This window comes from Ensifer sp. M14, assembly GCF_003355565.1.
Classification (GTDB): Bacteria; Pseudomonadota; Alphaproteobacteria; order Rhizobiales; family Rhizobiaceae; genus Ensifer.
Map to the genome: position 1 here is coordinate 337,368 of NZ_QJNR01000014.1, position 23,304 is coordinate 360,671.

Below are 23,304 nucleotides of genomic sequence, written 5' to 3' on the forward strand. Positions count from 1 at the left end.
GCGAAATACTGCTTCATGGCGGGCGCACTGCGGAGGAATGGACGTGTCGAGAAAACTGAGATCGCAGCATTGGTTCGGGGGGCTCGACAAGGATGCCTTCATTCACCGCAGCTGGATGAAGAACAACGGCCTGCCGGATGACGCCTTCGACGGGCGTCCCGTCATCGGCATCTGCAACACCTTTTCCGAACTCACGCCGTGCAACGCCCATTTTCGTGGCCTGATCGAACATATCAAGGCGGGCGTGCTGGAGGCGGGCGGCCTGCCGCTGGAGTTTCCGGTCTTTTCCTGCGGCGAGTCCAATCTTCGTCCGACCGCCATGCTGTTTCGCAATCTCGCCTCCATGGATGTGGAGGAGGCGATCCGCGGCAACCCGATCGATGGTGTGGTGCTAATGGCCGGCTGCGACAAGACCACGCCATCCCTCGTCATGGGGGCTGCCTCCTGCGATCTTCCGGCGATCGTCGTGTCAGGTGGACCGATGCTGAACGGCCGCCTGAAAGGCAGGACCATCGGCTCGGGCACCGATGTCTGGAAGTTCTCCGAGGATGTGCGCGCCGGCGTCATGACCCCTGCCGAATTCATGGCCGCGGAAAGCGCCATGTCGCGTTCACCCGGCCATTGCATGACCATGGGCACGGCCTCGACCATGGCGTCGATGGCGGAAGCCTTGGGGCTGGCTCTGCCCGGAAACGCCGCCTACCCGGCGGTTGATGCCCATCGCGCCCGTCTGGCGCGGCTTTCCGGTAGACGGATCGTTGCGATGGTCGCCGAAGACCTGCGCCCGTCGCATATCCTGACGCGGGAAGCTTTCGCCAATGCCATCCGCGTCAACGGCGCCATCGGCGGCTCGACCAATGCCGTCGTCCATCTGCTGGCGATCGCCGGGCGGGTGGGCACCGAGCTGACGCTTGAGGATTGGGACCGGTTCGGTCGGGATATCCCGACGATCCTCAATCTCATGCCGTCGGGCACGTTCCTGATGGAAGACTTCTGTTATGCCGGCGGCCTTCCCGCCGTCATGAAGGAAATCGCCGATCTGCTTGATCTGGACAACCCGACGGTGACCGGCCACAGCGTCGGCGCAAACATCGTGGATGCGGAGAATTACAATCCCGATGTCATCCTGCCGCGTGCCGTCGCGCTGACGCAGCAAGGCGGCATCGCGGTCTTGAAGGGCAATCTCGCGCCACAGGGGGCGATCCTGAAGCCTTCCGCAGCGACCCCGGCCCTGATGCAGCATCGCGGCCGCGCCGTCGTCTTCGAAACGATCGATCACTACAAGCAGCGCATCGACGATCCCGACCTCGATATCGACGAGACCTCGATCATGGTTCTGAAGAACTGCGGTCCCAAGGGCTATCCGGGCATGGCCGAGGTCGGCAACATGGCGCTGCCGCAGAAGCTTCTGAAGAAGGGCGTGCGCGACATGGTGCGCATTTCCGACGCCCGCATGTCGGGCACCGCCTTTGGTACCGTCGTGTTGCACGTCGCGCCGGAGGCGGCCGTCGGTGGTGCCTTGGCGTTGGTCAGGGACGGCGACTGGATCGAACTCGACGTCGCCGGGCGCCGGCTGCACCTCGATGTCGACGAGGCGGAGCTTGCTCGCCGCCGGCAGCAGTGGACGCCGCCTGAGATCGCCATGCCGGGCGGCTACCAGGGCCTTTATGTCGAGCGGGTGATGCAGGCCGATCGTGGTGCGGATCTCGATTTTCTTGTCGGTTGTCGCGGGCACGCCGTGCCGCGCGAAAGCCACTGAGGAGGAGCGGCGATGTCCCGGTTCGACCCCGCTGACCTGCACGGCATCCACGCCATCCTCTACGCGCTGTTTGACGGCGACGAAAAGCTCGATCGCGGAGCCATGCGGCGCCAGACTGAAGTCTGTCTCCTGGCCGGTGTGCACGGCATGGCAGCACTTGGGCTCGCGACGGAGGCTTCGAAACTCAGCGAGGCCGAACGCATGTCGGTGATGGAATGGCTGGTCGAGGACACCGCCGGCCGTGTGCCGGTGGCGCTCACCATCTTCGGCCCGTCGGTCGAGGAACAGGTGCGCCAGGCGCGCCATGCCGTTGGCGCCGGCGCCGACTGGCTGATCCTGCAGCCGCCGATCGTCGGCCAGTTCTCCGCCCAGGAATATATCCGCTTCTTCGGCCGTGTCGCCGATGCGATTGATGTGCCCGTCGCCATCCAGAATGCGCCAGCCTTCATGGGGAGGGGACTGACCGCAACCGATATTGCAGAGTTAGTCCGCCAGCATCCGAACATTACGCTGATCAAGGGCGAGGGACCGGTGGTCGATATCGCCGCGCTGATCGAGGTTACCGAAGGAAGATTGCCGGTTTTCAACGGCCGGGCCGGTCTCGAACTCATCGACAATCTGCGGGCCGGATGCCGCGGCTTCATTCTTGCGCCCGACTGCATCGACCATGCGGTGAGGGCCTATGAATTCTACCGTGACGGCTGGGACGAGGAGGCGGAAGCCGCCTATCGCGACATGTTGCCGGCGGTGGTTTTCACCATGCAGGGGATCGAGAACCTGATGTGCTACGGCAAACGTCTCTTCGGCGAACGGGCCGGGATGCCCGTCTTTGATCGCGCGCCTGCGCTGCGCCCGACTGCGACCGGATTGGCGATGGTCCGGCGTTTCGCTGGCGAGCTTGGCCGTCTTGGCGAAGCGTAGGCGTCATTGTTCGTCTTCAAGCTGGCTCAACCCTTGTTGGGGCGTGGCGACGGCTATGGTAGCAAGGGGTCGAATCGCGCCAGAATGCGCGCCGTGATTTCGGAAACGGACGGCTGATGACGACATTTACCATCGGTGACCGGGGCTTGCCCGCGCAGATTGCGGCGGAGATTGGCCGCCGGATCGCGCTTGGCGAACTCAAGCCCGGCGAGATCCTGCCCAAGGAATCCGAGATGCTGGGCAATCTGCGCGTCAGCCGGACGACCTTGCGCGAGGCGCTGAAGATCCTGTCGACCAAGGGCTTCATCGAGGCCAAGCCGCGTCTTGGCACCCGTGTCCGCGCGCCGGAGCATTGGAACACGCTCGATCCGGTGGTGCTCTCCTGGCACGAGGGCGCGCAAGACCAGCAGCGACTGGCTGAAGAACTGTTCGAAATCCGCCTGGCGATAGAGCCAATGGCAGCGGGCCTTGCGGCTCGTCGCGGATCGGCGGACGAGGTTGTGCGCATCCGCGCGGCCTATTCCCGCATGACGGAAGACCACGCGACGGTTGCCGCTGCCATCGAATCCGACATCGAATTCCACCTGGAAATCATCCAGGCGGCGCACAATCGCTTTCTTCTGCCCGTCTCGGCGGTCATTCGCACGGCGCTGACAATCAGTATTCCCCGCACGCTCAGGACGTTTGGTGGATTGCAGCACTCCCTCAAGATGCACGAAGCGATCGTCGAAGCGATTGAAGCGCGCAATGCGGCAACGGCAGAAACGGCGGCGGAAACACTGTTGAACGCCACCTACCAGCGCAATTTCTTATCCGCGCAGCCGTAGCAAGAACCATTCAAAGGTCACTTCCGGTGCAGGTTGATCTCGCTGGTCACGACCCGGTCGCCGGATTCCGGGTCGACATCGATCGTCGTCAGCCGCATGCCGTTGGCGCCAACTTTCTGCAGCGTCAGATCTGCGCTCCGGTCGCCGTTGACTTCCTTCGCCCAGCGAATGGTCAGGTTGATGGCATCACCGCGACGGCTGCCGCTCAGGCCCGCCCGTCCGCCGCGCGGGCCGAGATACGATCCGCTGTATTTCGTGCCGCTGAATTTCAGTTGGGCATCGATCGATTTTGAGATCAGGATCAACCCGCGGCAGACGCCCTCCATCGACAGCGCCAAGCCCTGCGATTGAGAATCGAAGTTGCAGGAAACGTTGATGGGCGACATATGCGTGCGGATTCTGACTGTCCCGGCGCCCGTCCAGCTGCCCTGCAGCGACTTCAGGAACGCACCTTCGTCCGCCTGGGCGGCGCCGGCAAGCGATGTTGTCATGGCGGTAAACACGAGCCAACGCAGCATAACGCAATCCTCCGTTCAGAGGCTCGGCATGGTACACCAGCCAAGGCCCAGATCACCAGCCGCAACGCGCAACCGCGGCGGATGTTCCGCGCGGTCTTGCACTGACGCTTCCGGCGGAGCGTATTGCCTCTAGCCATACGGCCGGACGGTTCGGCTTAGGCGTCTATGCGCATGACGGCATTCAGGCGTCCATGAGCAACGGTGTGTCGCCATTAACCTCATCTGGCGAAAGCCTCGCCAAGGCGGTGGATGTATGCGCTAAAAGTTGGTAAAGAAACTGTTACTATCATAGTATATGTATTCAACATGAACGTCACTTCGACTTAATTATTGTCATGCATACGTCTTTGGATCGATATTGTGTTTATCGCACCGATTTTTTTGCTCATATCACGCTCGTCTATACAGCGGTACACCGGCCGACGGCCCATCGTGAAGGCTACGAACGAGCTCGGTGATCCGGCTGCCTCGTGGGGTGGGAGGTCGTGAACGTTCATCCTTCGCATCACGGTGCTTTCGAACACCCTCTTGCTCCCTGGATTGACGCGATCCTCGAGCGAGAGCAGTTTGCCGAAGCCTTGCGCGATGTGGCGCTGCGGCTTGTCGCGATGCACGACATCGCGCCCAGGATCGTGCGCTACACCGCCAATCTGCAGAAGTGGCTTCTCACCCAGGCAATCCTGACTTTGCACTTCGAGCGCAAGACGGACCCCACCCGCTCGGGCCTGACAGCGGCAAAGCTCGTGGATTTTTTCGTCGCCAACAATGTGGCAAGCAGAAATACGGCCGTGGCTCATCTGGCCGAAATGCGAAGCTACAGGCTGCTGCTTGATGCCGAATGGGCGGGCGACAAGCGTCTGCGGCCCCTGATCGTGTCGGAAACGGCCGAGGACCTTATCCGTCAGTGGTTCGACGGGCACCTCAGATCGCTCGACAGGTTGGACAAGGGGAGGCGCTGCGATCTTTCCAGTGCCAAGCCATCCCTGATGCATTTCGCACATCCAAGGGCGACGCGGCGCCTGTTCGGCGAGCCAGGCTGGTGTTCACCGCCAGAAAGCGTTGCCACATTCGTCTGGACGGAGTCCGGCAGCAACATTCTCCATGATCTGATTGCGCGCCTGCCTAAGGGGGAGCTTGCTGAGGGGCAAATAACGATCGGCCCCTTGCGGATCAGCGAGATCACCAACCGCTACATCATTTCGAAAAGTCACGCCCAACGGGTGTTTGCGCGTGCGCGCGACCTGGGCATCGTGGGTTGGCAAAGGCCGGGCAACCGCGGCGATCTATGGGTGTCCTCAGCGCTTGTGCATGACTATCGACGATGGCAGGCGGTCAAGTTTGCCGCTCTCGAAGAGGCATTCGATTGGGCTGTTGCCCGAACGGCATAGCATGCCGCAGCCGTTCACCATGCGGCATTCGCAAACAGGCCGTTTGTGTGCTGCCGTTGCCGGCCTCCAAGGTTGCTTTTGCGTTAACGTCGAGCGCCGCTTTTTAGCGTTCAAATTGGTGGAAATTTTTCCAAGTATCTATGGCTATTGCTTAATTCGGCGTCGCTACAACTTGTCTCATCAAGAACGGGGAGACAAGAAATGAACAACGCTAAAGTAATTTCCGCAGTATTGCTTGCATTGCTTCTTTCGGCTCCGGTCGCCATGGCCGGCACCGAATTCGTTTCGCCGGCCTTCGTGCAGCAGGCCACCGGCGGCGCCGGCTTTTCGGCGCTCGATACGGCCGCCATCATGAAACCGGTCATGGACCTGATTGTCGCAACGCCGACCGTCGACACGTCGTCGCTCGCGGGCAACCTGTCCTTCGTCTACCAGAGCGGTGACTTCAACACCGCCTCGATCCAGCAGAGCGGCGTACGCAACGTCGGTTTGATCCAGCAGGCCGGCTACATGAACTCGGCCTCGATCAGCCAGACCGGCGTCGGCCACCAGGCCTTCATCTCGCAGCAGGGCCGCAACAACGTTGCGATCATCAGCCAGCGCTAAGAACAATAACAGACACGACGGCGCGCCCGGGGACAGGCGCGCCGTCTATCTACATTCGGTAGAGCCTGCGGTCGCGGGCTCTTTTTCGCTTTCTGCTGGCGCCGGGGTTTACTGCCCGTCATCCACCTCTGGCAGCGGCACCGGGTTGGGATTGGGCTGCGGAACGCCACCGAAATCGGGGAAGTCGATCGTGAATCCTGGGCCACTGTCGCTTGCACCTTCGCCCTGGGCGCTTGCCTGCGAAAGCAGCCAGTTGCCGTTTAGCGGATCGCCGCCGAGCGAGGGATTGATCGGGCGATAGACAAGCTCGGACGCAAAGCCCGTTCCGCCTGCCGCGATGGTTACCGTTGCCGCGAGAAGTGCGGTTTGAAGCAACTTCATTGGTATTCTCCTTCTTGAGTATCGGGGGCGGTCAACGTTTCGGTAGAACGTACATCCGGCCCGGGACCACGACAACGGTCTTGTTTTCCAGTCCGCGCAGGCCGGTCGGCATCATGTACCGTCCGCTCTGTGCCGTCTGGATCGCCAGCACCGTCGAATTCTTGGAATCACGCACATCCAGCACACCGGCGAGGCTGTTGCCGTCCTGGATATAGGCGATCTGGTTATTCTCGCCGGAGACGCCGACGAGCTGGAAATTGTTGTCGCCGCGGCTTGCCTGCACCACCGAGTTGTTGGTGCCACCCTGGACGAGAAGCAGGGCCGAGCTGTTACCCTCGATCGCCTGGACGGCGCGGTTGTTGGTGCCCGCCTGCTGGATAAGCGCCAGGCTTCCCGTTCCTTCGATGCCGGCATTGGCATTGTTGCTCTGGCCAAGCTGGATGATCGATGTCGTCGAGCCGCTTTCACCGCCGAGGAATGGCTGGATCGGCGCCATTAGTGCGTTCACCTCGGCCGGGTTGGTGCTGTAATCCCTGACGAGCAGGTCTTCGGCAGCAGCCGTGCTGGCAGCCGCTACGAGGCCTGCGGCCATGATTGCGTTGCGAAGAACTTTGCCGAATGGGTGTGTTGAGCGTTTCATCTGTCTTCTACCCGTTTTTCTGTTTCTTCGGTCAGATGCGTGTCGTCGGTTGCGAGAGCTCGATCGTCTGGTCGAGATCGCAGAGTGTCTTGCCGGCGTCGTCCGTAACCACAAGCGTAATGCGGACCCGGCCGGGGCGGTTGATCACGACCTGCGTGTCGCCAAGAGAGCCCGCGGAAAAGCGGTTCCTCTGGCTGGTCGTGCTGCCTCCCCCCTGGGAATGTGTGGCGATGCTAAAGGCGAAATTGCCGTTGAGGTCGGTTGCACCTTCGATGAAGGGTCTGAGCGTCGCCATCTCCTGTCCATCGATCCGCACGCCGCATGCCGTAATGCGCGGGTCGCTGGGATTGCCGAGGATGGTCTGGCCGTTCATCGAAGTGGCACTCGCTGGAAAACCGAAAGTGATTGTGACTGTAAAAACCTGGAGAAGCCGAACTGCCTGCAAAAGCCGCATGACCTGATCCTCCTTGAAGGGGTGGGGCGCTCGAAAGCGCCCCACCATGTCGATCAACCTCTGTCGATCAATTCTGGCTGACGAAGGCGACGTTTGCGCGGCCGGCCTGGATGACCACCGAGTTCTGGCCGCTGTTGCCCTGGTTGACGATCGCATAGTTACGATCGGCGTCGCTCGAGCCGCTGCCGTACTGCAGCACCACCGAGTTGGAGGCGGAGCCCGTCTGGCTGATCCAGGCGTTGGAGTAGGCGCCGGCCTGGACGACGGCCGACGAATGACCGCCAGCGCCCGTCTGGTCGACGAGGGCGAGCGAGTTGTTCGACGACTGGACGATCAGCGAGGTGTTGCCCACCGTGTTCGACTGGTTCGTGCCGGCGACGTTCTTCTTGCCGTTCTGGATCGTCAGAGCGGCGTTGCCGAGGCTTGCGATCTGCGTGGTGGTCGCCACGTTGTCCTGGCCGGCCTGGATGATGCCGGCTGCAGACAGGATGGCACCATTCTGCAGGTTACTTGCGGAGTTGCCGTTGCCAGACTGAGCGATGGCGGCAGCAGCGCCCAGCGTTGCCGTCTGGATGTTGGCGGCTCCGTTGCCGTCACCGATCTGAACCGTGGCGGCAAGCGAGCCGGCAGCGACGGTCTGGAAGTTGAAGGCCTCGTTGTCGTTGCCGACCTGGACGATGCCGGCGGCTGAAGCGACCGTCGGGATATTGATTTCACCGAGCGGGTTGGTGAACGGGGTCGACGTCGTCTGGGTCGATTGGGTCTGGTTGTGGGTGATCGTCTTCGGACCGAGCAGCCATGATGCCGGACCATTCTGTGCGCTTGTGTTGATGCCGTAGGTCGTCGTCGTGATGCTGGCAATCCCGCTTGCTGGCGCGATCAACTGGCCGATCTGGACGTTGGCGGCACTGTTGTCGTTGCCGAACTGAGCGACCAACGCGATGGAATCTTCCGCCGGCGCCGAACCCGAACCGGTCAGCGTCGTCGGGCCACCGGCGATGCCGAAGGTGAACGGACCCTGCATGTTCGGCGTGAGATAGTTGCTCAGGCCGGGAACGGAGGCGGTTGTAGTCAGGTTGAAGGCCGGAAGGACTTCATAGGTTACCGTCTGCGTCACGCCCTGCGTGTTGTAGGCGGTGTTTCCCGAACCGACCTGCAGGATGCCGGCGACGACATTGCTGCTGTCGGCCTGCTGCAGGTTGCCGGCGGTGTTGCCCCAGCCGAACTGGCCGATCAGGGCCGTCGCGCCGACGACGTCGTTCTGGACGTTGGCAGCCTCGTTGTTGCCGCCAGCGCCCTGGATGATGAAGGCGTTGGAGAGTGACGACGCCGTCTGGCTGTTGACCGCTTCATTGAAGCGACCGCTCTGGATGATCGTCGCATCGACGCCGGTGCTCGAGAGCTGCAGGTTGGCAGCCGTGTTGTCGCGGCCGTCCTGTAGGATGCCGGCGCTGCTGCCGGTTACGCCGGACTGCAGGTTGGCTGCCTCATTGCGGTTGCCCGACTGGATGATCGAGGCCTCGACATCCGTGCTGGTGAGCTGGACGTTGCCGGCGACGTTGCGGTTACCGTCCTGCAAGATGCCGGCGGTGCCGCCGTTGACACCCGACTGGGCATTGCTCGCCTCGTTGCGGTCGCCGTTCTGCAGGGTGAATGCGTCGACATCGCTGCTGCCGGTCTGGATCGTGCCCGCACTGTTGCGGTCGCCCTTCTGCAGGATGATGGTTGCCATGTCAGCGCCGTCGGTCTGCAGGTTTGTCGCTTCGTTGCGCGCGCCGTCCTGGACGATCAGCGCATCAGAGTTGACCAGATCTGACTGCACGTTGCCGGCCGTGTTGCGGCTGCCGAGCTGCAGGATCGAGGCGTTGGTCGGATCGACGTCGGTCTGAAGGTTGGCTGCGACGTTGTTGGAGCCGCCCTGGATGATGTTCGCAGTTGCTTCGAGGCCGCCGCTTTGTACGTTCACACCGCTGTTGCCGCTGCCGACCTGCAGAATGTTGGCAGCGTTCTTTACGCCGCTGTCGATCTGCGCGTTGCTGGCGCCGTTGCCGGTGCCGAACTGGGCGATGTTGGCATCATTGTCGCGGCCGGTATCCTGGAAGTTCGTGCCGGTGTTGCCCGAACCGAACTGGCCGATATTGGCGCTGTTGCGGGTAAACTGCTCGCTGCCGACAGCGTCGTTCTGGGAGTTGGCCGCGATGTTGTCGTCGCCGAACTGCAGGATCGTCGCGTCGTTGCCATCGGTCAGGTTTCCGCCGCGATTGCGGGCGTTGACGGCAAGGTTGTCGTCGCCAAACTGGGCAATCGACGAGCTGTGCTTCGTGCCGCCTTCCGACAGGTTGTAAGCGTCGTTGCGCTTGCCGCCCTGCAGGATGGTTGCCGTCGAATTGCGGCCATCGTTCTGGGTGTTGACGGCAAGGTTGTCGTTGCCGACCTGTCCAATGACGGCCTTGTTGTCGTTGTTGTAGCCGTTGTTGTGGAAGTCGCCGATCTGGCTGTTGAGCGCGGTGTTGCGATTGCCGTCCTGGACAGTCTGCGCCGTATTGTTCTTGCCGCCGCCTGCGCCGCCGGCCTGGAGGTTGACGGCGTTGTTCTTGTTACCGCTCTGGACGATCGAAGCGTTCAGCTTGTCGGCCGGGCCCGCCTGGGAACCCGGAGACTGCAGGTTCGAAGCCGTGTTGTTGTTGCCGTCCTGCAGGATGAAGGCGTCGGAGTTGTTCACCGAGGTCTGGACGTTGGCAGCGGCGTTGCTGTTTCCGTCCTGGATAACCGTTGCGGAGGTCGGGTCGACATTCGTCTGGGTGTTGACGGCGCTGTTGTCCTTGCCGTTCTGGGCAATGATGGCCGTTGCGTCGACCGAACCACCCTGCTGGGTGTTGATCGCGCCATTGCCCTTGCCTACCTGCAGGATGCCTGCATTGCCGTCCTTGCTGCCGGTCTGGTTGTTGATCCCGGCGTTGCCGGTGCCGCTCTGGGCGGTGACGGCGTTGGACGACGTTTCGTTCGTCTGGTTGTTGATGGCAGCATTGCCGGATCCGCTCTGCAGGATGCCGGAGAAATTGCCGCCGCCAAGCGCGCCCTTCTGGTTGCTTTCGGCATAGTTGCCTGGCTTGGTAGCGTCGTCATTCAGCTGGATGATGCCGGTGTCGTTGCTCGTCACGCCCTTTTCCTGGGTGTTGCGCGCAATATTGGCGTTGCCGCCCTGGAAGATCGTGCCGCGGTTGTTGCCGGTCTGGCGGAACGTGTCGACCAGGTTGTTGGTGCCGAACTGGGCAATGCCACCGACGTTCTCGCCCTTCTGCAGGAAGTCACCGCCGACGACGTTCTGCTTGCCGAGCTGCATGACGCCGAGGTCGTTGTTGCCTTGTTGAGCGTCACCGGCTGCGCCACCTGCTGTCAGCGGCAGGAAGACGTTCTGCTGGCCGTGCTGGTAGATGAAGCCGCGGTTGGCGCCTTCCTGGGACAGGTAGGCGAAGTTGCTGTCGTCGCGCTGGCCGATGTAACCGGTGTTGGCTTCCTGCGCTGAAGCGGCTGCGGACATCGCCAGGACGGCAACGCCGGTCAGCAACAAAGTTCTTCTTGCTGAAAATTTCATGGACTTCTCCCTTTTGTTCGGCGCCGGCGTCTTGGTCGCCCTGAAGCGCCGCACTCAATTAGAGCGTTAACAATTCGTTTAATATCACTGCGTCCTGTGTCTGAACAAGGCGCTCCTACAGAATAATTAAGTAGTAGTTAATCACAAAAATAGAAACACCCAAAATTGGGGTAATTATGTCGGTAGTTGTCGAAACAAAAAAACACGCTGCGGCGAATCAATATAGATTCACGGCAGCGTGTTATTAAATAGATTTACTTTTAGTCTTGTTTATACTTTGAGGGTATCGCAGGTCGGTTATGAGGACGGAAGCGAGATATTTCCATATTTCTCTTCATAGGCCCGAATGAACTCTGCTTCGCGCGTGCGGTCCTTCAGATGCCAGAGGCCCTGGCGCACACCATCGACGGCGAGCGAATAGACGCCGAGTTCGATGCCTTCTCTGACAGCCAGCGAGCCTGGATCGTTGCGCGACTGGCCGAGTTCGATCTCGAGCAGTTCGCCGGCGGTCGCAAACTTGTATGCCCCGCCACGAACCTGCACCGAGTAGATTTGCTTGGTCGTGGTGGTGGAGGCGAGGACTTCGCCGGTTTGCACGCTGACGGCGCGCAGATTGACGGTGACGATATCGGAGCGATACTGCACGTCCCCGCCGATCCCGAGATAGCGTGCACCGGCGCCGCCGGTCAGTTCGTTGGAATCGTATCCGACGATGCCGCCCTCGAGCAGCAGTCCGGCGAACCGCACGGGCGGCAGGCCACTCTGACGGCCATAGGCGCGTTGCGTGTTCTCGATCAGTGTTCGTTCCTGGACGAGATTCTTGAGGCCCGAGCGTTCGACGACCCGGAACCACTGGCCGTTACCGGTCTTCTTGAGCACGTCGACCAGGATCGCAGCACCGCCCTGTGTGACAGCGCGGCTGTATTCCGCAAAAGCCTCGTTGGGCTTTGCCTGGCCGGTGAGGTCAGGGAAATCATAAACCGCGATATCGACCGGGATCTCGGGCAATGGCATCGACTTGACCTTCGGTGTCGTCTTCGTCGGTGCGGTCAGCGTCGCCGCCGGCGTATCCAATTGTTGACCGCTTTGACATCCCGCAAGGAGCCCACCAAAGACACAAAGAGCTGCCAGTTTGAACTTCATAATTCCCCCGTCAGGTTGCTGCCGCAAGTTGCAGCAAGCCATACGTCATCGCTTCTCGAGCCGGATCCGGCCGAAACTATAGGCGTGCAAATATACTTTTCCGGAAACTATAGTTTTCGGAACGAAAGCATTTCGAGACTGATTGACTACCCTCAGTGATCCACCCGACCGAACTAGCCCAGCCCTGGTCTGGCGAATTTATTGCACCGCTTCCCTACCACTGAAGTTTTATGGGTTCGCAGTCCCATTTTTGGGTGAATCCGCGATTTTGGCCGAAAATGAGGCAGGAATGCACAATCTGGTTAACGCGATGGTAACCATGACCGTTCCGGCATTAGGACCTAACGGCTGACCGTCCCACGCCCGACTGTGGGCCATTCCGTGTCGGACGAAATCAACCGGACGATTGCCGACGAGCCGGCACCGACGGTGGGCACGACATCGCTTGCTGCACGCTGGACGGTGCTGGAGCTGGCGGAAGAGGCAGCTTGCCCGCCGGCTTTTCCTGGTCGAGCAGATGAGGCTGAAGTATTTCTTTTTGCTTGTGAATTTGTCGTCGAAACATTCGGTTTTGCGCCGGATGGCATCTGGTCGACATAGGCTTTGTTGCCGCCATTTCGGTTGACCTGGTCGACATAGGCCTGTGCCCAGACCGTGCCGCTCGTCAACAGCGACAGGCAGAGGAAGGCGGAAATTCGCATGGGCGACAGCAGGTTCGAAGTCATATTCCTCACCAAATCTAAAAACCCTGATTAGACATGATCCTTATGCATTTCTTCATAAAACCACAATCGGCAACGCCTGTTTGACTCAGGTAATGTTCCGTGGAAGACAAAATGCACGAAGATATATTGGAGGACTCCCCATGACGTGCAGGAACGCGATGCGTCTTGTGTTCGGCTTTTCGACGGCCTTGGTGCTCGCTTCGCCGTTGCCGCTGGCGGCGCAGGACTCGCCGGGGCCGATGTTCTCCACCCCCGCATCCCGCTCGACAACAGGTGCACCGATCCTGATCGACCCAAACGCAGACGGAAACGGCCAGATCATCGACTCCGTCGGCGGCAAGACGCAGACGCGGCCTGCCGGGACCTCTGACAAGGCGCAGAAGCCTGCGCAAGCGCAGCCATCAATGACCGGGGCTGCCGCCGAGCAGTTCAAGCAATGGGCGCTGCAATGCGTCGAACTGGGTAAGGAGCCTGCCCGCTGCCAGATCTCCGGCAGCACACTGTCCGGCGACGGCAAGCAGGTGATCCTGGTGATGAGCCTTGCGTTTCGCCCGGACGGAAAGACGGTTGCGATGCAAATGGCGGTGCCGCTCGGCGTCGCGTTGAAGGACGGGGTCAAGATCAATGTGGCTGGCGGTTACGAAGCGGCAATGGCGCTTAGCCGTTGCACGCCGCAGGGTTGCCTTGTCGAAGGTGCCGTCGAGCCGGCGCTGGTCGAAGCGATGAAGGCGAAGGCGGCAGCAACCGTCACGGTGGCAACGCCGGAAGGCAAGGCGATCCCGATCACGCTATCGCTTTCCGGCTTTTCCGACGCCTACACCGCCCTTCTCGGGCGCCACGCGGACGCAAAGAAGGCGAGCAGCAACTGAGTGGGGATCGCTCGGGCGACAACCGGCTTTGTCGCCCGCCGGCTCCCTTCGAAGGACATGCCGGGCTACCGCGGGCTATATCCCGTGCAGCACCTGTGTCGCCTTGACTGCGGCCGAGGCGCGGTTTTCGACGCCGAGCTTCACATAGATCTGCTCAAGATGCTTGGTCACCGTGCGTGAGCTCAAGCCGAGGATCTCGCCGATGTCGCGGTTGGATTTCCCCTTGGCAATCCAGAGCAGCACCTCGGACTCGCGTTGGGTCAGGGCGAAATGCTGACGCAGCATCTCGTCGTCGCTTCGTCGGCTTTCGGCCGTCAGCCTGAACAGGTACTCGTTGGCGCTGATCGCTCCGAGAAACGAGACCTGCAGTCCGGATTGCCCGGGCTCTTCCAGCGTAAAACTGTTCTCCCGCTTTCCGCCGGCCTCGGTTTTTTCCATCCAGGCTGCAATGCGCCGCGCGATCGTTGCCAGACCTTCATCGCTGCCGGTCGCCGCGTTGACGAGGCGGTTTGCCTGCGGCGTCGACCAGCGAACGCTGCCATCAGAGCGAACGGCAAGCAGATGGCGTCCGGCGGCATCGAGCGCGACGCGGGCGCTTTGCGCTGAGCGGGCATTGGAGAGATGAACGCGGATGCGCGCCCTCAGTTCATCGATGTTGATGGGTTTCGTCAGATAGTCGACACCGCCGGCTTCGAGCGCATGGACCACATGCTCGGTTTCGGTGAGCCCTGTCATGAACAGCACCGGCGTCTGGCCAACCGAGGCGTTGGCCTTCAGTCTGAGGCAGGTTTCGAACCCGTCCATGCCGGGCATGACCGCATCCAGGAGAATGACGTCGGGGGTGATCCGGTCGGCAATCGACAGGGCGGCATTGCCGGAGGTGGCGATCAGCACGGAAAAGCCGGATTGCTCCAAAGCTTCGGTCAAAAAACCGAGCGCTTCGGGGGAATCGTCCACCAGCAGGACGATGTCGCGACGATCATAAGTCTCAACCACGGGTGATGGCTCCAATCGTCGTTTTTTCCTTCAGGAAGGCATCATAACCGGAGAGGTCGAAGGCCTGCACATAGGCTCGCGCTGCCTTGACGAAGAGCTGATGTTCCGGTTGCAGGCCGATCTCGGCAAGCTTGGCCTCGATGCCTCTGACATAGCCGATCTCGCCGAGCCGGATCAATTCTTCCACATGGTGCTGACCGGGCAGCGTCATCGCATCCGCGCATGCAGCAACCGGTTCTTCAGATGCTTCGCCCTCATGGATCCAGGTGAGGCCGAGTTGCACGGCGAGTTTGTCCGCGAGTTGTCCGACGCCAAAGGGCTTGGTGAGTGTATCATTGTGGCCGACAAGGGCGCCGGTCGTCGATCCGTCGCCGATATTGGCGGACAGCATTATGATCGGCGCCACCTGGCCGTCGCGTCGCAATCGATCAACGAGGTCCCAGCCGCTCATATCGGGCATGGAGATATCGACGAGAAAGATATCCGGGCTGAGCGCTTCAAGCATGGCGAGGCATTGCTTGCCGCTGTCAGCCGTCAGCACGGTGAAATCCATCGGCGTGAGAATTTCGCGCATGAGGTCGCGGTGATCGGCGTTGTCGTCGACCACCATGATTGTCCGCCGCGGGCCGAGATAGGAGGTGATCCGTCGCACGGCCACAAGCGGCGCCGGCCGGTCGACGGCGGAAAGCATCAGCCGGACCTTGAAGGTCGTGCCCTTGTTCGGTTCGCTGACGACGGATATCTCGCCGCCGAGCGTCTGTGTCAGCAACCGGGTGATGGTCAGCCCCAGGCCGAGACCTGGCATGCTGCCGAGATGCTCCGCCTCACCGCGCTGAAAGGGGTCGAAGATGCGAGGCAGATCCTTCTCAGCAATGCCTCGGCCGCTATCGCTGATCGTAAATGTCGCAACCTGGCTGCGATAGTCGATATCGAAGCGGATCTCGCCGCGCTCGGTGAACTTCATGGCGTTCGAGAGCAGATTGACGAGGATCTGGCGCAGCCGCTTTTCGTCTGTCTTGACGTAGCGTGGCAGGCTGGAGGCGCGCCGATGTTCGAAGGCGATGCCTTTCGCCTGCGCCTGCGGCCGGAACATCTCGACGACCTGGTCGAGGAAGTCGTAAACGTTGATTTCGTTGGAATAGACCTGCAGCTTGCCCGCCTCGATCTTGGAGATGTCGAGAAGCCCGTCGATGAGACCGGAGAGATGGTCGGCGCTGCGTTTGATCACCTTGATCGCGCCCTGTCGCCCCGGTGGGATCGTTTCATCGCGCTCAAGCACCTGTGCGTAACCGAGCACCGCGTTGAGCGGCGTGCGCAGTTCATGGCTGAGGCCGACGACATAGCGGCTCTTGGCGCGATTGGCTGCTTCGGCGGTCTCCTTTGCCTGCTGCAGGGCGGCGTCGGTCTTCTTGTGTGCGGCGATTTCTTTCAGGAGCAGCGTGTTCTGTCGCGATGATTCTTCCTCGGCGACGACACGGCTGTCATGGGCGAGCACATAGAACCAGCAGACAATGCCGGCAAGCACGGCAAAGACGAAGAAGACGACGGCAATGGTTCGTTCGACGACGACAGCCGTCTCCGGCGAGGCGTTGCCGGTCTGATGCGCGATCATCGCCAGGATCAGGCCGATGCCGGCGATCGAGAGCACGGCCGAAATGGCGTAGCGGCCGAGGCGGGTCGTCAGCTTCGCCGTTATGGCTTCGGGCAGAAGGGCGTGCGCGACCGTGGCCACCTGTGCGTTGAAGCGGGCCTTCGGCTTGCACATGTCATGGCAGCGGCTGTCGAGTGAACAGCAGAGCGAACAGATGGGGGCGGCATAGGCCGGACACCAGGCCATGTCCTCCGGCTCGAAGGGGTGTTCGCAGATCGAGCAGGTGATCTCACTTTTGCTCGCCCAGCTCTTTCTTGGCTTGCGGGCGAGGTAGTATTTGCCGCCCGTTCCCCAAGCAATCAGCGGTGAGGCGACGAAGGCGACGATGAGAGCAATGTAGGGCGCAAGCGATGCGGCGATGGCACCGAAGGTGCCGAAGTGCGCGATGAGCGCAATCGTTGCCGAAAACGCCATGGCGCCGAGGCCGACCGGGTTGATGTCATAGAGGTGGGCGCGCTTGAATTCGATGCCGGGCGGCGACAGGCCAAGTGGTTTGTTGATGAAGAGGTCGGCCGAAATGGTGCAGAGCCATGCCATGGCGACGATCGAGAAGACGCCGAGCGTTTCCTCCAGCAGTTTGTAGATGCCGAGTTCCATCAAAAGCAGCGCGATCGCCACGTTGAACACCAGCCAGACGACGCGTCCGGGATGGCTGTGGGTGAGGCGCGAGAAGAAATTAGACCAGGCGAGCGACCCGGCATAGGCGTTCATGACGTTGATCTTCAACTGCGAGACGACGACGAAGGCGACCATCAAAAGGAGGGCGGCGGTCTCCGATGGGATCATGTAGCCGAAGGCGGTGTAGTACATCTGCGCCGGATCTGCGGCCCGTGTCGATGGAACGCCGGACGAAAGCGCCAGCACGACGAGAAAAGACCCGGCCAGCAGTTTCGGCGCGCCAACCAAAACCCAGCCAGAGCCTGCCAGGAAGATGGCGACGCGGTGATGCAGCTTGCGCTGTCCGTCCGGCGGCAGAAAGCGCAGGAAGTCGACCTGCTCGCCGATCTGTGCCATCAGCGCGAAGATCACTGCCGAGGCCGCGCCGAACTCGATGAGGTCGAAGGGCGCAAGCGTGCCGGGCGGCCCGGATGCGTGGTGCATGCCGGCATAGGCAAGCCAGATGCCGACCTTCTCCCAATCGGCAAAGGCGATGAAAAGGAACGGCAGGATATTGAGCACGATCCAGAAGGGCTGGGTGATCAGTTGGAATTTGCTGATGAGTCGCACGCCATGGGTGACGAGTGGGATGACGACGACGGCGCTGACGATGTAACCGACCCAAAGCGGGATGCCGAGCGCAAGCTCCAGCGCTCCCGACATGATCGAGGCCTCGATCGCAAAGAGGATGAAGGTGAAGCTGGCATAGATCAATGAGGTCAGCGTCGAGCCGATATAGCCGAAGCTTGCGCCCCGGGTCAGAAGGTCGATGTCGACCCCGTGGCGGATGGCGTAGCGGCTGATCGGCAGACCGACCGTCAGGATCATCAGGCTGGCGATCAGGATGGCGACGATGGCGTTGGTCGTGCCATAGGACATGGTGATCGCGCCGCCGATCGCCTCCAGCGCCAGGAACGAGATCGCGCCGATCGCGGTCTGCGAGATGCGCTCGGAGGAGAAGCGCCGCGCACTCTTGGCGGTAAAGCGCAGCGCATAGTCTTCGAGCGTCTGGTCGGCGACCCAGCGATTGTATTCTCGTCGAACGGGAATGATGCGCTGGCGTGCCGCCATGTTGCCTCGTCATCTCCAGCATTGCCGGCAGGTATTGCCTAATTTCACGGCATGTATGGTCCGTGCGTGAAATTTATGCAATGCGGAGAGGGCGAAAGCAAGCGTGAATGGATCACCCGCTCACAGCTGATGTGTCCACGACGACAAAGTCATGCGTAATCGTTGCGGACTTCGCGAGCATGGCTGATGCCGAGCAGTATTTTTCAAGAGAAAGGGCGACCGCGCGCTCGACCTTCTTCTCCGAGAGGCCACGCCCCTTCACCACGAAGTGCATATGGATGCGGGTAAAGACGCGCGGGTCTTCTTCGGCGCGGTCCGCGTCGAGCTCCACGGAGCAATCCTCGACCGGCTCGCGACCCTTTTCGAGAATATGAACCACATCGTAGGCCGAGCAGCCACCGGCTCCGATCAACATCAGCTCCATCGGGCTTGGGCCCGGCGTGCGCCCTTCCGGACCGGATGCCGTCCCCAGCACGATCTTGTGACCGCTTCCGGATTCACCGACGAATGTCCGCTCTTCAACCCACTTGATACGTGCTTTCATGATCTTTCACCTGTGTTGAGATGCTATCGATGGCCGTTCGGCCCTCGGTGTCTTCAATAGCCGGAAAAGTCATCCGGCGGCCAGACAGGCGCGTTGATTTCGACGCCGTGGCCTTTGCACAATTCCCGCACCGCGCCGTGAACTCCGGATCGTCCTATCGCGGCTGCTTCCTCTTTGCCCCCTCGACCTACGTAGAATGACGTATGTGCAGTGCAGCACGACTGGCGGATGATCCCTCAAGCAACGGTCAAAAGGAACGAAGCCTCGTTGCGGCGATCAGAACGAGAGGGGTTCAATCAGATGAATATCAAGGCACGCGTCACCGGCGCATTCCTGGCAACGGTCCTGTCGACGACGGCATTCAACGGCGCCTTTGCGGCCGACGACACGATCAAGGTCGGCATTCTGCATTCGCTGTCGGGCACCATGGCGATCTCCGAGACGACGCTCAAGGACGCCATGCTCATGCTCATCGACGAGCAGAACAAGAAGGGCGGCCTGCTGGGCAAGAAGCTCGAAGCGGTTGTCGTCGATCCGGCCTCCGACTGGCCGCTCTTTGCCGAAAAGGCCCGCGAACTCGTTTCAGTCGACAAGGTCTCGGCCGTGTTCGGCTGCTGGACGTCCGTGTCGCGCAAATCCGTCCTGCCCGTGTTCGAAGAGCTGAATTCGATCCTCTTCTACCCGGTGCAGTACGAAGGTGAGGAAAGCCAGCGCAACGTCTTCTACACCGGTGCCGCGCCGAACCAGCAGGCCGTTCCGGCCGTCGACTACCTGATGGAAAACGAAAGCGTCGAGCGCTGGGTTCTGGCCGGCACCGACTACGTCTATCCGCGCACGACCAACAAGATCCTCGAAGCCTATCTCATCTCCAAGGGCGTGAAGCCCGAGGACATCATGATCAACTACACGCCGTTCGGTCATTCCGACTGGCAGACGATCGTGTCCGACATCAAGAAATTCGGTTCAGCCGGCAAGAAGACCGCCGTCGTCTCGACCATCAACGGCGATGCGAACGTGCCGTTCTACAAGGAACTGGCGAACCAGGGCGTCAAGGCCGAGGATATCCCGGTCGTCGCCTTCTCCGTCGGCGAAGAGGAACTTGCCGGTCTCGATACGTCGCCGCTCGTCGGCCACCTCGCGGCCTGGAACTACTTCCAGTCGGTCGACACACCCGCCAATGCCGAGTTCATCAAGACCTGGAAGGGCTACACCAAGAACGACAAGCGCGTTACCAACGACCCGATGGAAGCCCACTACATCGGCTTCAACATGTGGCTGAAGGCCGTCGAAAAAGCCGGAACGACCGACACGGATGCGGTGCTCGACGCGATGATCGGCGTGTCCGTGCCCAATCTCTCCGGCGGCTATTCGACGATGATGCCGAACCACCACATCACCAAGCCGGTGCTGATCGGTGAAATCCAGAGCGATGGCCAGTTCGAGACGGTCTGGGAAACGCCCGGCCTCGTGGTCGGCGACGAATGGTCGGACTACCTGCCGGACTCCAAAGACCTGATCGCCGATTGGCGCGCGCCGATGTCCTGCGGCAACTTCAATGTCGCCACCGGCAAGTGCGGCGGCAAGGGCTCCTGATTTCATCACCTAGAGATATTGCCCGGTGGCGCTGCCGCCCGGACAACCTTTGCATGACGAAATCATAGGCGGGCAGACCCTTCGCGCGACGCTCCCGTCGGGCGAAGGGATCTCGAAATCCCATGCCGCCATTGCGGCGCCTGCCTTGCACGCGTCGCATGTGCACGAGACCGAAGCGAGAGGGCGATGTACCGCATTCTGCAAACCCTGTTGATCACCCTGTGCCTGCTGGTTTCAGCCCATGTCACGGGCCTGCGCGCGGCGGACGATCTCGGCGCGCTCGTCAGTGCGCTCGGAACGGCCAAGCTGGCAGAGCTCGATGATCGTATCGGAGCACTGGCCAAGAGCGGCGATCCGCGCGTCATTCCGGTGCTTGAGGCGCTCGGCGAAGGCAATCTCTACGCGCGAAAGACCGACGGCGGTGTCTTCCTGACAACGGAGAAAGGCGGAAGTCTCGTTCTCGTCGATCCGCTAACCGGTTCGGAAATTGGCGAAGCGCCGAAAGGCGAGCTGCAGAAGATCAAGGTCAACAATGCCGTCCGTCGCGCCGTTCGAAGCGCGCTTGGCGGCCTGACGCTTTTCAGCGCCGATACGGGCGCGCGGCTGAAGGCGGCGCAATCCATGCGGCAGACGCCGAATGCCGACGCGCTCGAGGCGATCGAGGCGGCGCTGGCCGCCGAAAAGGACGCAACGGTGCGCAAGACCCTCGACGAGGCGCGGGCCGTGACCCTGCTGGTTTCCGACCGCCCCGACGACGATAAGCGCGCGGCTATCAAGACGCTGGCCGAAAGCGGTGGCCGCGAGGCACTCGGCGTGTTGACATCGGCCCTCTCTTCGGCGGATGCGAGCCTGAAGCCGGATATCGAAGCAGCCTTGCAGCGCATCGAGCAGGCGCAGGTCTTCTGGAACGCCGGACAGAACGTCTGGTACGGCCTATCGCTCGGTTCCGTGCTGCTTTTGGCGGCGATCGGTCTTGCCATCACCTTCGGCGTGATGGGCATCATCAACATGGCGCATGGCGAGATGGTGATGCTCGGCGCCTACACGACATTCCTGGTCCAGGACGTCATTCGCACGTCCTATCCCGCTCTCTTCGACTGGTCGCTGGCGATTGCCCTGCCGCTCGCCTTTCTCGTCACCGGTGTGATCGGCCTTGCCATCGAGCGCAGCGTTATACGCTTTCTCTATGGTCGGCCCCTCGAAACGCTGCTCGCCACCTGGGGCATCTCGCTGATCCTGCAGCAAGCGGTCCGCTCAATCTTCGGGCCGACCAATCGCGAGGTCGGAAACCCCTCGTGGATGGCTGGCGCCTTCGATCTCGGCGGTCTGACGATCACCTGGAACCGGCTCTGGATCATCGTCTTTGCACTCGCCGTCTTTGCCGCCCTTCTGTTCCTGCTGAAACGAACGTCGATGGGCCTCAGGATGCGGGCTGTGACGCAGAACCGGCGCATGGCTTCGTCCATGGGCATCCGCACCCCCTTGGTCGACGCTCTGACCTTTGCGCTCGGCTCCGGCATCGCCGGCATGGCCGGCGTGGCGCTGTCGCAGATCGACAATGTCTCGCCCAATCTCGGCCAGGGTTACATCATCGACAGCTTCATGGTCGTGGTCTTCGGCGGTGTCGGCAATCTCTGGGGCACGCTGGTCGGCGCCTTCTCGCTCGGCATCCTCAACAAGTTCCTCGAGCCCTATGCGGGCGCCGTTCTCGGCAAGATCCTCGTTCTGGTGCTCATCATCCTCTTCATCCAGAAGAAGCCGCGCGGTCTCTTCGCACTCAAGGGAAGGGCGGTGGAAGCATGATCACCTCGTTTCTGCTCAAGTCGCTCGATCGCAGCATCATCGCGGTCGTTGCCATACTGCTCGGGCTTTCAATCGCCGTTCCGGCGCTCAACCTGCTGACGGCGCCGGATCATCCGCTGCACGTGCCGACCTATCTGGTCTCGCTGTTCGGCAAATACCTGACCTACGCGCTTCTGGCGCTGGCGCTCGATCTCGTCTGGGGCTTCTGCGGCATCCTCTCGCTCGGCCATGCCGCGTTCTTTGCGCTCGGCGGTTATGCCATGGGCATGTATCTGATGCGCCAGATCGGCGCGCGTGGCTCCTACGGCAACCCGCTGCTGCCGGATTTCATGGTGTTCCTCAACTGGAAGGAACTGCCGTGGTTCTGGCAGGGCTTCGACATGTTCTGGTTTGCGGCACTGATGGTGGTGCTGGTGCCCGGGCTGCTTGCCTTTGTCTTCGGCTGGTTCGCCTTCCGCTCGCGCGTCAACGGCGTCTATCTCTCGATCATCACCCAGGCGATGACCTATGCCTTGCTGCTTGCCTTCTTCCGCAACGACATGGGTTTCGGCGGCAACAACGGCCTGACCGATTTCAAGGATATTCTCGGCTTCAACATCCAGGCCGCAGGCACGCGGGCGGCCCTCTTTGCCGCATCCGCCCTGACGCTTGCCATTTGTTTGGTGCTGACGACGGCGATCGTCCGCTCCAAATACGGCAAGGTACTGGTCGCAGTCCGGGATGCGGAGAGCCGCACGCGGTTTCTCGGCTACCGTGTCGAACACATCAAGCTCTTCGCCTTCACCGTCTCAGCGATGATGGCGGGCATTGCCGGCGCGCTTTACGTGCCGCAGGTCGGCATCATCAATCCCGGGGAGTTCGAGCCCGGCAATTCCATCGAGGTCGTCATCTGGACCGCGGTCGGCGGACGCGGGACGCTGATCGGCCCGATCGTCGGTGCGATCCTGGTCAATGGCGGCAAGAGCATCTTCACCGCTGCCTTTCCGGAGTTCTGGCTGTTTGCTCTGGGCGGATTGTTCGTCCTCGTCACCTTGTTCCTGCCGAAGGGCGTGGTCGGGACCGCGAGCGCCTATCTTGCCCGCCGCAAGGCTCACCGCCGGGCGGCGGATGCCGAGCGCGCCCGGGACACCCTTGTCGCTGAACCAATGGCAGCGGAGTGATTG

Annotated in this window: 19 protein-coding genes; 10 read left to right on the plus strand and 9 right to left on the minus strand. The window is 61.4% G+C overall.

The window, feature by feature from the left end; translation table 11 throughout:
- Window positions 1–37: 37 nt before the first annotated feature.
- The 3 genes from BLJAPNOD_RS30145 to BLJAPNOD_RS30155 all read left to right on the plus strand — a co-directional run bounded on the left by BLJAPNOD_RS30145 (window position 38) and on the right by BLJAPNOD_RS30155 (window position 3,507).
- Window positions 38–1,759, plus strand: coding sequence for an IlvD/Edd family dehydratase (locus BLJAPNOD_RS30145; protein WP_115422476.1), 1,722 nt, complete (start codon window positions 38–40; stop codon window positions 1,757–1,759).
- A 12-nt stretch (window positions 1,760–1,771) separates the two neighbouring features.
- Window positions 1,772–2,680, plus strand: a complete 909-nt coding sequence (locus tag BLJAPNOD_RS30150) for a dihydrodipicolinate synthase family protein (protein ID WP_115422477.1) — start codon at window positions 1,772–1,774, stop codon at window positions 2,678–2,680.
- A 116-nt stretch (window positions 2,681–2,796) separates the two neighbouring features.
- Window positions 2,797–3,507 carry a FadR/GntR family transcriptional regulator gene (locus tag BLJAPNOD_RS30155; protein ID WP_115422478.1) on the plus strand — a complete coding sequence of 237 codons (711 nt, stop codon included), beginning with the start codon at window positions 2,797–2,799 and terminating at the stop codon, window positions 3,505–3,507.
- Between the two features lie 17 nt (window positions 3,508–3,524).
- Here the strand turns inward: BLJAPNOD_RS30155 and BLJAPNOD_RS30160 are convergent, their stop codons facing one another.
- On the minus strand, window positions 3,525–4,025 hold the full coding sequence (locus BLJAPNOD_RS30160) for a hypothetical protein (RefSeq protein WP_115422479.1): 501 nt from the start codon (window positions 4,023–4,025) through the stop codon (window positions 3,525–3,527).
- 485 nt (window positions 4,026–4,510) lie between these two features.
- Here BLJAPNOD_RS30160 and BLJAPNOD_RS30165 point away from each other — a divergent pair, with 485 nt between their 5' ends.
- Window positions 4,511–5,413 (plus strand): hypothetical protein, encoded by a 903-nt coding sequence (locus BLJAPNOD_RS30165; protein ID WP_115422480.1) that lies wholly within the window; start codon window positions 4,511–4,513, stop codon window positions 5,411–5,413.
- A gap of 201 nt (window positions 5,414–5,614) precedes the next feature.
- Entirely contained in the window at window positions 5,615–6,019 is a 405-nt protein-coding gene (locus BLJAPNOD_RS30170) for a hypothetical protein (protein WP_115422481.1), read from the plus strand.
- Window positions 6,020–6,127: 108 nt separating this feature from the next.
- On the opposite strand, the gene BLJAPNOD_RS30175 is transcribed toward BLJAPNOD_RS30170, so the two are convergent.
- The 5 genes from BLJAPNOD_RS30175 to BLJAPNOD_RS30195 all read right to left on the minus strand — a co-directional run bounded on the left by BLJAPNOD_RS30175 (window position 6,128) and on the right by BLJAPNOD_RS30195 (window position 12,163).
- Window positions 6,128–6,400 (minus strand): curli assembly protein CsgF, encoded by a 273-nt coding sequence (locus BLJAPNOD_RS30175; RefSeq protein ID WP_115422482.1) that lies wholly within the window; start codon window positions 6,398–6,400, stop codon window positions 6,128–6,130.
- Window positions 6,401–6,431: 31 nt separating this feature from the next.
- Entirely contained in the window at window positions 6,432–7,040 is a 609-nt protein-coding gene (locus tag BLJAPNOD_RS30180; RefSeq protein WP_147294607.1) for a hypothetical protein, read from the minus strand.
- A gap of 31 nt (window positions 7,041–7,071) precedes the next feature.
- Window positions 7,072–7,413, minus strand: coding sequence for a curli-like amyloid fiber formation chaperone CsgH (csgH, locus tag BLJAPNOD_RS30185; protein WP_147294608.1), 342 nt, complete (start codon window positions 7,411–7,413; stop codon window positions 7,072–7,074).
- Between the two features lie 148 nt (window positions 7,414–7,561).
- Window positions 7,562–11,089 (minus strand): hypothetical protein, encoded by a 3,528-nt coding sequence (locus BLJAPNOD_RS30190; RefSeq protein ID WP_147294609.1) that lies wholly within the window; start codon window positions 11,087–11,089, stop codon window positions 7,562–7,564.
- Between the two features lie 297 nt (window positions 11,090–11,386).
- Complete coding sequence (locus BLJAPNOD_RS30195) at window positions 11,387–12,163, minus strand: CsgG/HfaB family protein (RefSeq protein ID WP_234902946.1); 777 nt, start codon at window positions 12,161–12,163, stop codon at window positions 11,387–11,389.
- Between the two features lie 450 nt (window positions 12,164–12,613).
- Here BLJAPNOD_RS30195 and BLJAPNOD_RS35250 point away from each other — a divergent pair, with 450 nt between their 5' ends.
- Together BLJAPNOD_RS35250 and BLJAPNOD_RS30205 are read left to right on the plus strand one after the other, a co-directional pair.
- Complete coding sequence (locus tag BLJAPNOD_RS35250) at window positions 12,614–12,832, plus strand: hypothetical protein (protein ID WP_147294610.1); 219 nt, start codon at window positions 12,614–12,616, stop codon at window positions 12,830–12,832.
- 265 nt (window positions 12,833–13,097) lie between these two features.
- Window positions 13,098–13,826: an invasion associated locus B family protein gene (locus BLJAPNOD_RS30205; protein ID WP_158556193.1), complete on the plus strand. Its 729-nt coding sequence runs from the start codon at window positions 13,098–13,100 to the stop codon at window positions 13,824–13,826.
- Between the two features lie 75 nt (window positions 13,827–13,901).
- On the opposite strand, the gene BLJAPNOD_RS30210 is transcribed toward BLJAPNOD_RS30205, so the two are convergent.
- The 3 genes from BLJAPNOD_RS30210 to BLJAPNOD_RS30220 all read right to left on the minus strand — a co-directional run bounded on the left by BLJAPNOD_RS30210 (window position 13,902) and on the right by BLJAPNOD_RS30220 (window position 18,745).
- Window positions 13,902–14,822: a response regulator gene (locus BLJAPNOD_RS30210; protein ID WP_115422489.1), complete on the minus strand. Its 921-nt coding sequence runs from the start codon at window positions 14,820–14,822 to the stop codon at window positions 13,902–13,904.
- Window positions 14,815–18,201, minus strand: coding sequence for an ATP-binding protein (locus tag BLJAPNOD_RS30215; RefSeq protein ID WP_115422490.1), 3,387 nt, complete (start codon window positions 18,199–18,201; stop codon window positions 14,815–14,817). The genes BLJAPNOD_RS30210 and BLJAPNOD_RS30215 overlap by 8 nt, the downstream gene beginning before the upstream one ends.
- 112 nt (window positions 18,202–18,313) lie before the next feature.
- On the minus strand, window positions 18,314–18,745 hold the full coding sequence (locus BLJAPNOD_RS30220; protein ID WP_077505330.1) for an OsmC family protein: 432 nt from the start codon (window positions 18,743–18,745) through the stop codon (window positions 18,314–18,316).
- A 300-nt stretch (window positions 18,746–19,045) separates the two neighbouring features.
- Between BLJAPNOD_RS30220 and urtA the strand changes: the two genes are divergently transcribed.
- The 3 genes from urtA to urtC all read left to right on the plus strand — a co-directional run bounded on the left by urtA (window position 19,046) and on the right by urtC (window position 23,301).
- Window positions 19,046–20,338, plus strand: coding sequence for an urea ABC transporter substrate-binding protein (urtA, locus tag BLJAPNOD_RS30225; RefSeq protein ID WP_115422491.1), 1,293 nt, complete (start codon window positions 19,046–19,048; stop codon window positions 20,336–20,338).
- Window positions 20,339–20,524: 186 nt separating this feature from the next.
- Window positions 20,525–22,141, plus strand: a complete 1,617-nt coding sequence (urtB, locus tag BLJAPNOD_RS30230) for an urea ABC transporter permease subunit UrtB (protein ID WP_115422492.1) — start codon at window positions 20,525–20,527, stop codon at window positions 22,139–22,141.
- The gene (gene urtC / locus BLJAPNOD_RS30235; RefSeq protein ID WP_115422493.1) at window positions 22,138–23,301 is read left to right on the plus strand and encodes an urea ABC transporter permease subunit UrtC; all 1,164 of its coding nucleotides are present in this window, start codon (window positions 22,138–22,140) and stop codon (window positions 23,299–23,301) included. Before urtB ends, urtC begins: the two co-directional genes overlap by 4 nt.
- The last annotated feature ends 3 nt before the right edge of the window (window positions 23,302–23,304 follow it).

Excerpts from the sequence above, each read along its gene's own strand:
- BLJAPNOD_RS30145 (WP_115422476.1), top strand. The coding sequence starts at position 38 with ATGGACGTGTCGAGAAAACTGAGATCGCAGCATTGGTTCGGGGGGCTC.
- BLJAPNOD_RS30150 (WP_115422477.1), top strand. The coding sequence starts at position 1,772 with ATGTCCCGGTTCGACCCCGCTGACCTGCACGGCATCCACGCCATCCTC.
- BLJAPNOD_RS30155 (WP_115422478.1), top strand. The coding sequence starts at position 2,797 with ATGACGACATTTACCATCGGTGACCGGGGCTTGCCCGCGCAGATTGCG.
- BLJAPNOD_RS30160 (WP_115422479.1), bottom strand. The coding sequence starts at position 4,025 with ATGCTGCGTTGGCTCGTGTTTACCGCCATGACAACATCGCTTGCCGGC.
- BLJAPNOD_RS30170 (WP_115422481.1), top strand. The coding sequence starts at position 5,615 with ATGAACAACGCTAAAGTAATTTCCGCAGTATTGCTTGCATTGCTTCTT.
- BLJAPNOD_RS30175 (WP_115422482.1), bottom strand. The coding sequence starts at position 6,400 with ATGAAGTTGCTTCAAACCGCACTTCTCGCGGCAACGGTAACCATCGCG.
- BLJAPNOD_RS30180 (WP_147294607.1), bottom strand. The coding sequence starts at position 7,040 with ATGAAACGCTCAACACACCCATTCGGCAAAGTTCTTCGCAACGCAATC.
- csgH (WP_147294608.1), bottom strand. The coding sequence starts at position 7,413 with ATGAACGGCCAGACCATCCTCGGCAATCCCAGCGACCCGCGCATTACG.
- BLJAPNOD_RS30190 (WP_147294609.1), bottom strand. The coding sequence starts at position 11,089 with ATGAAATTTTCAGCAAGAAGAACTTTGTTGCTGACCGGCGTTGCCGTC.
- BLJAPNOD_RS30205 (WP_158556193.1), top strand. The coding sequence starts at position 13,098 with ATGACGTGCAGGAACGCGATGCGTCTTGTGTTCGGCTTTTCGACGGCC.
- BLJAPNOD_RS30215 (WP_115422490.1), bottom strand. The coding sequence starts at position 18,201 with ATGGCGGCACGCCAGCGCATCATTCCCGTTCGACGAGAATACAATCGC.
- BLJAPNOD_RS30220 (WP_077505330.1), bottom strand. The coding sequence starts at position 18,745 with ATGAAAGCACGTATCAAGTGGGTTGAAGAGCGGACATTCGTCGGTGAA.
- urtA (WP_115422491.1), top strand. The coding sequence starts at position 19,046 with ATGAATATCAAGGCACGCGTCACCGGCGCATTCCTGGCAACGGTCCTG.
- urtB (WP_115422492.1), top strand. The coding sequence starts at position 20,525 with ATGTACCGCATTCTGCAAACCCTGTTGATCACCCTGTGCCTGCTGGTT.
- urtC (WP_115422493.1), top strand. The coding sequence starts at position 22,138 with ATGATCACCTCGTTTCTGCTCAAGTCGCTCGATCGCAGCATCATCGCG.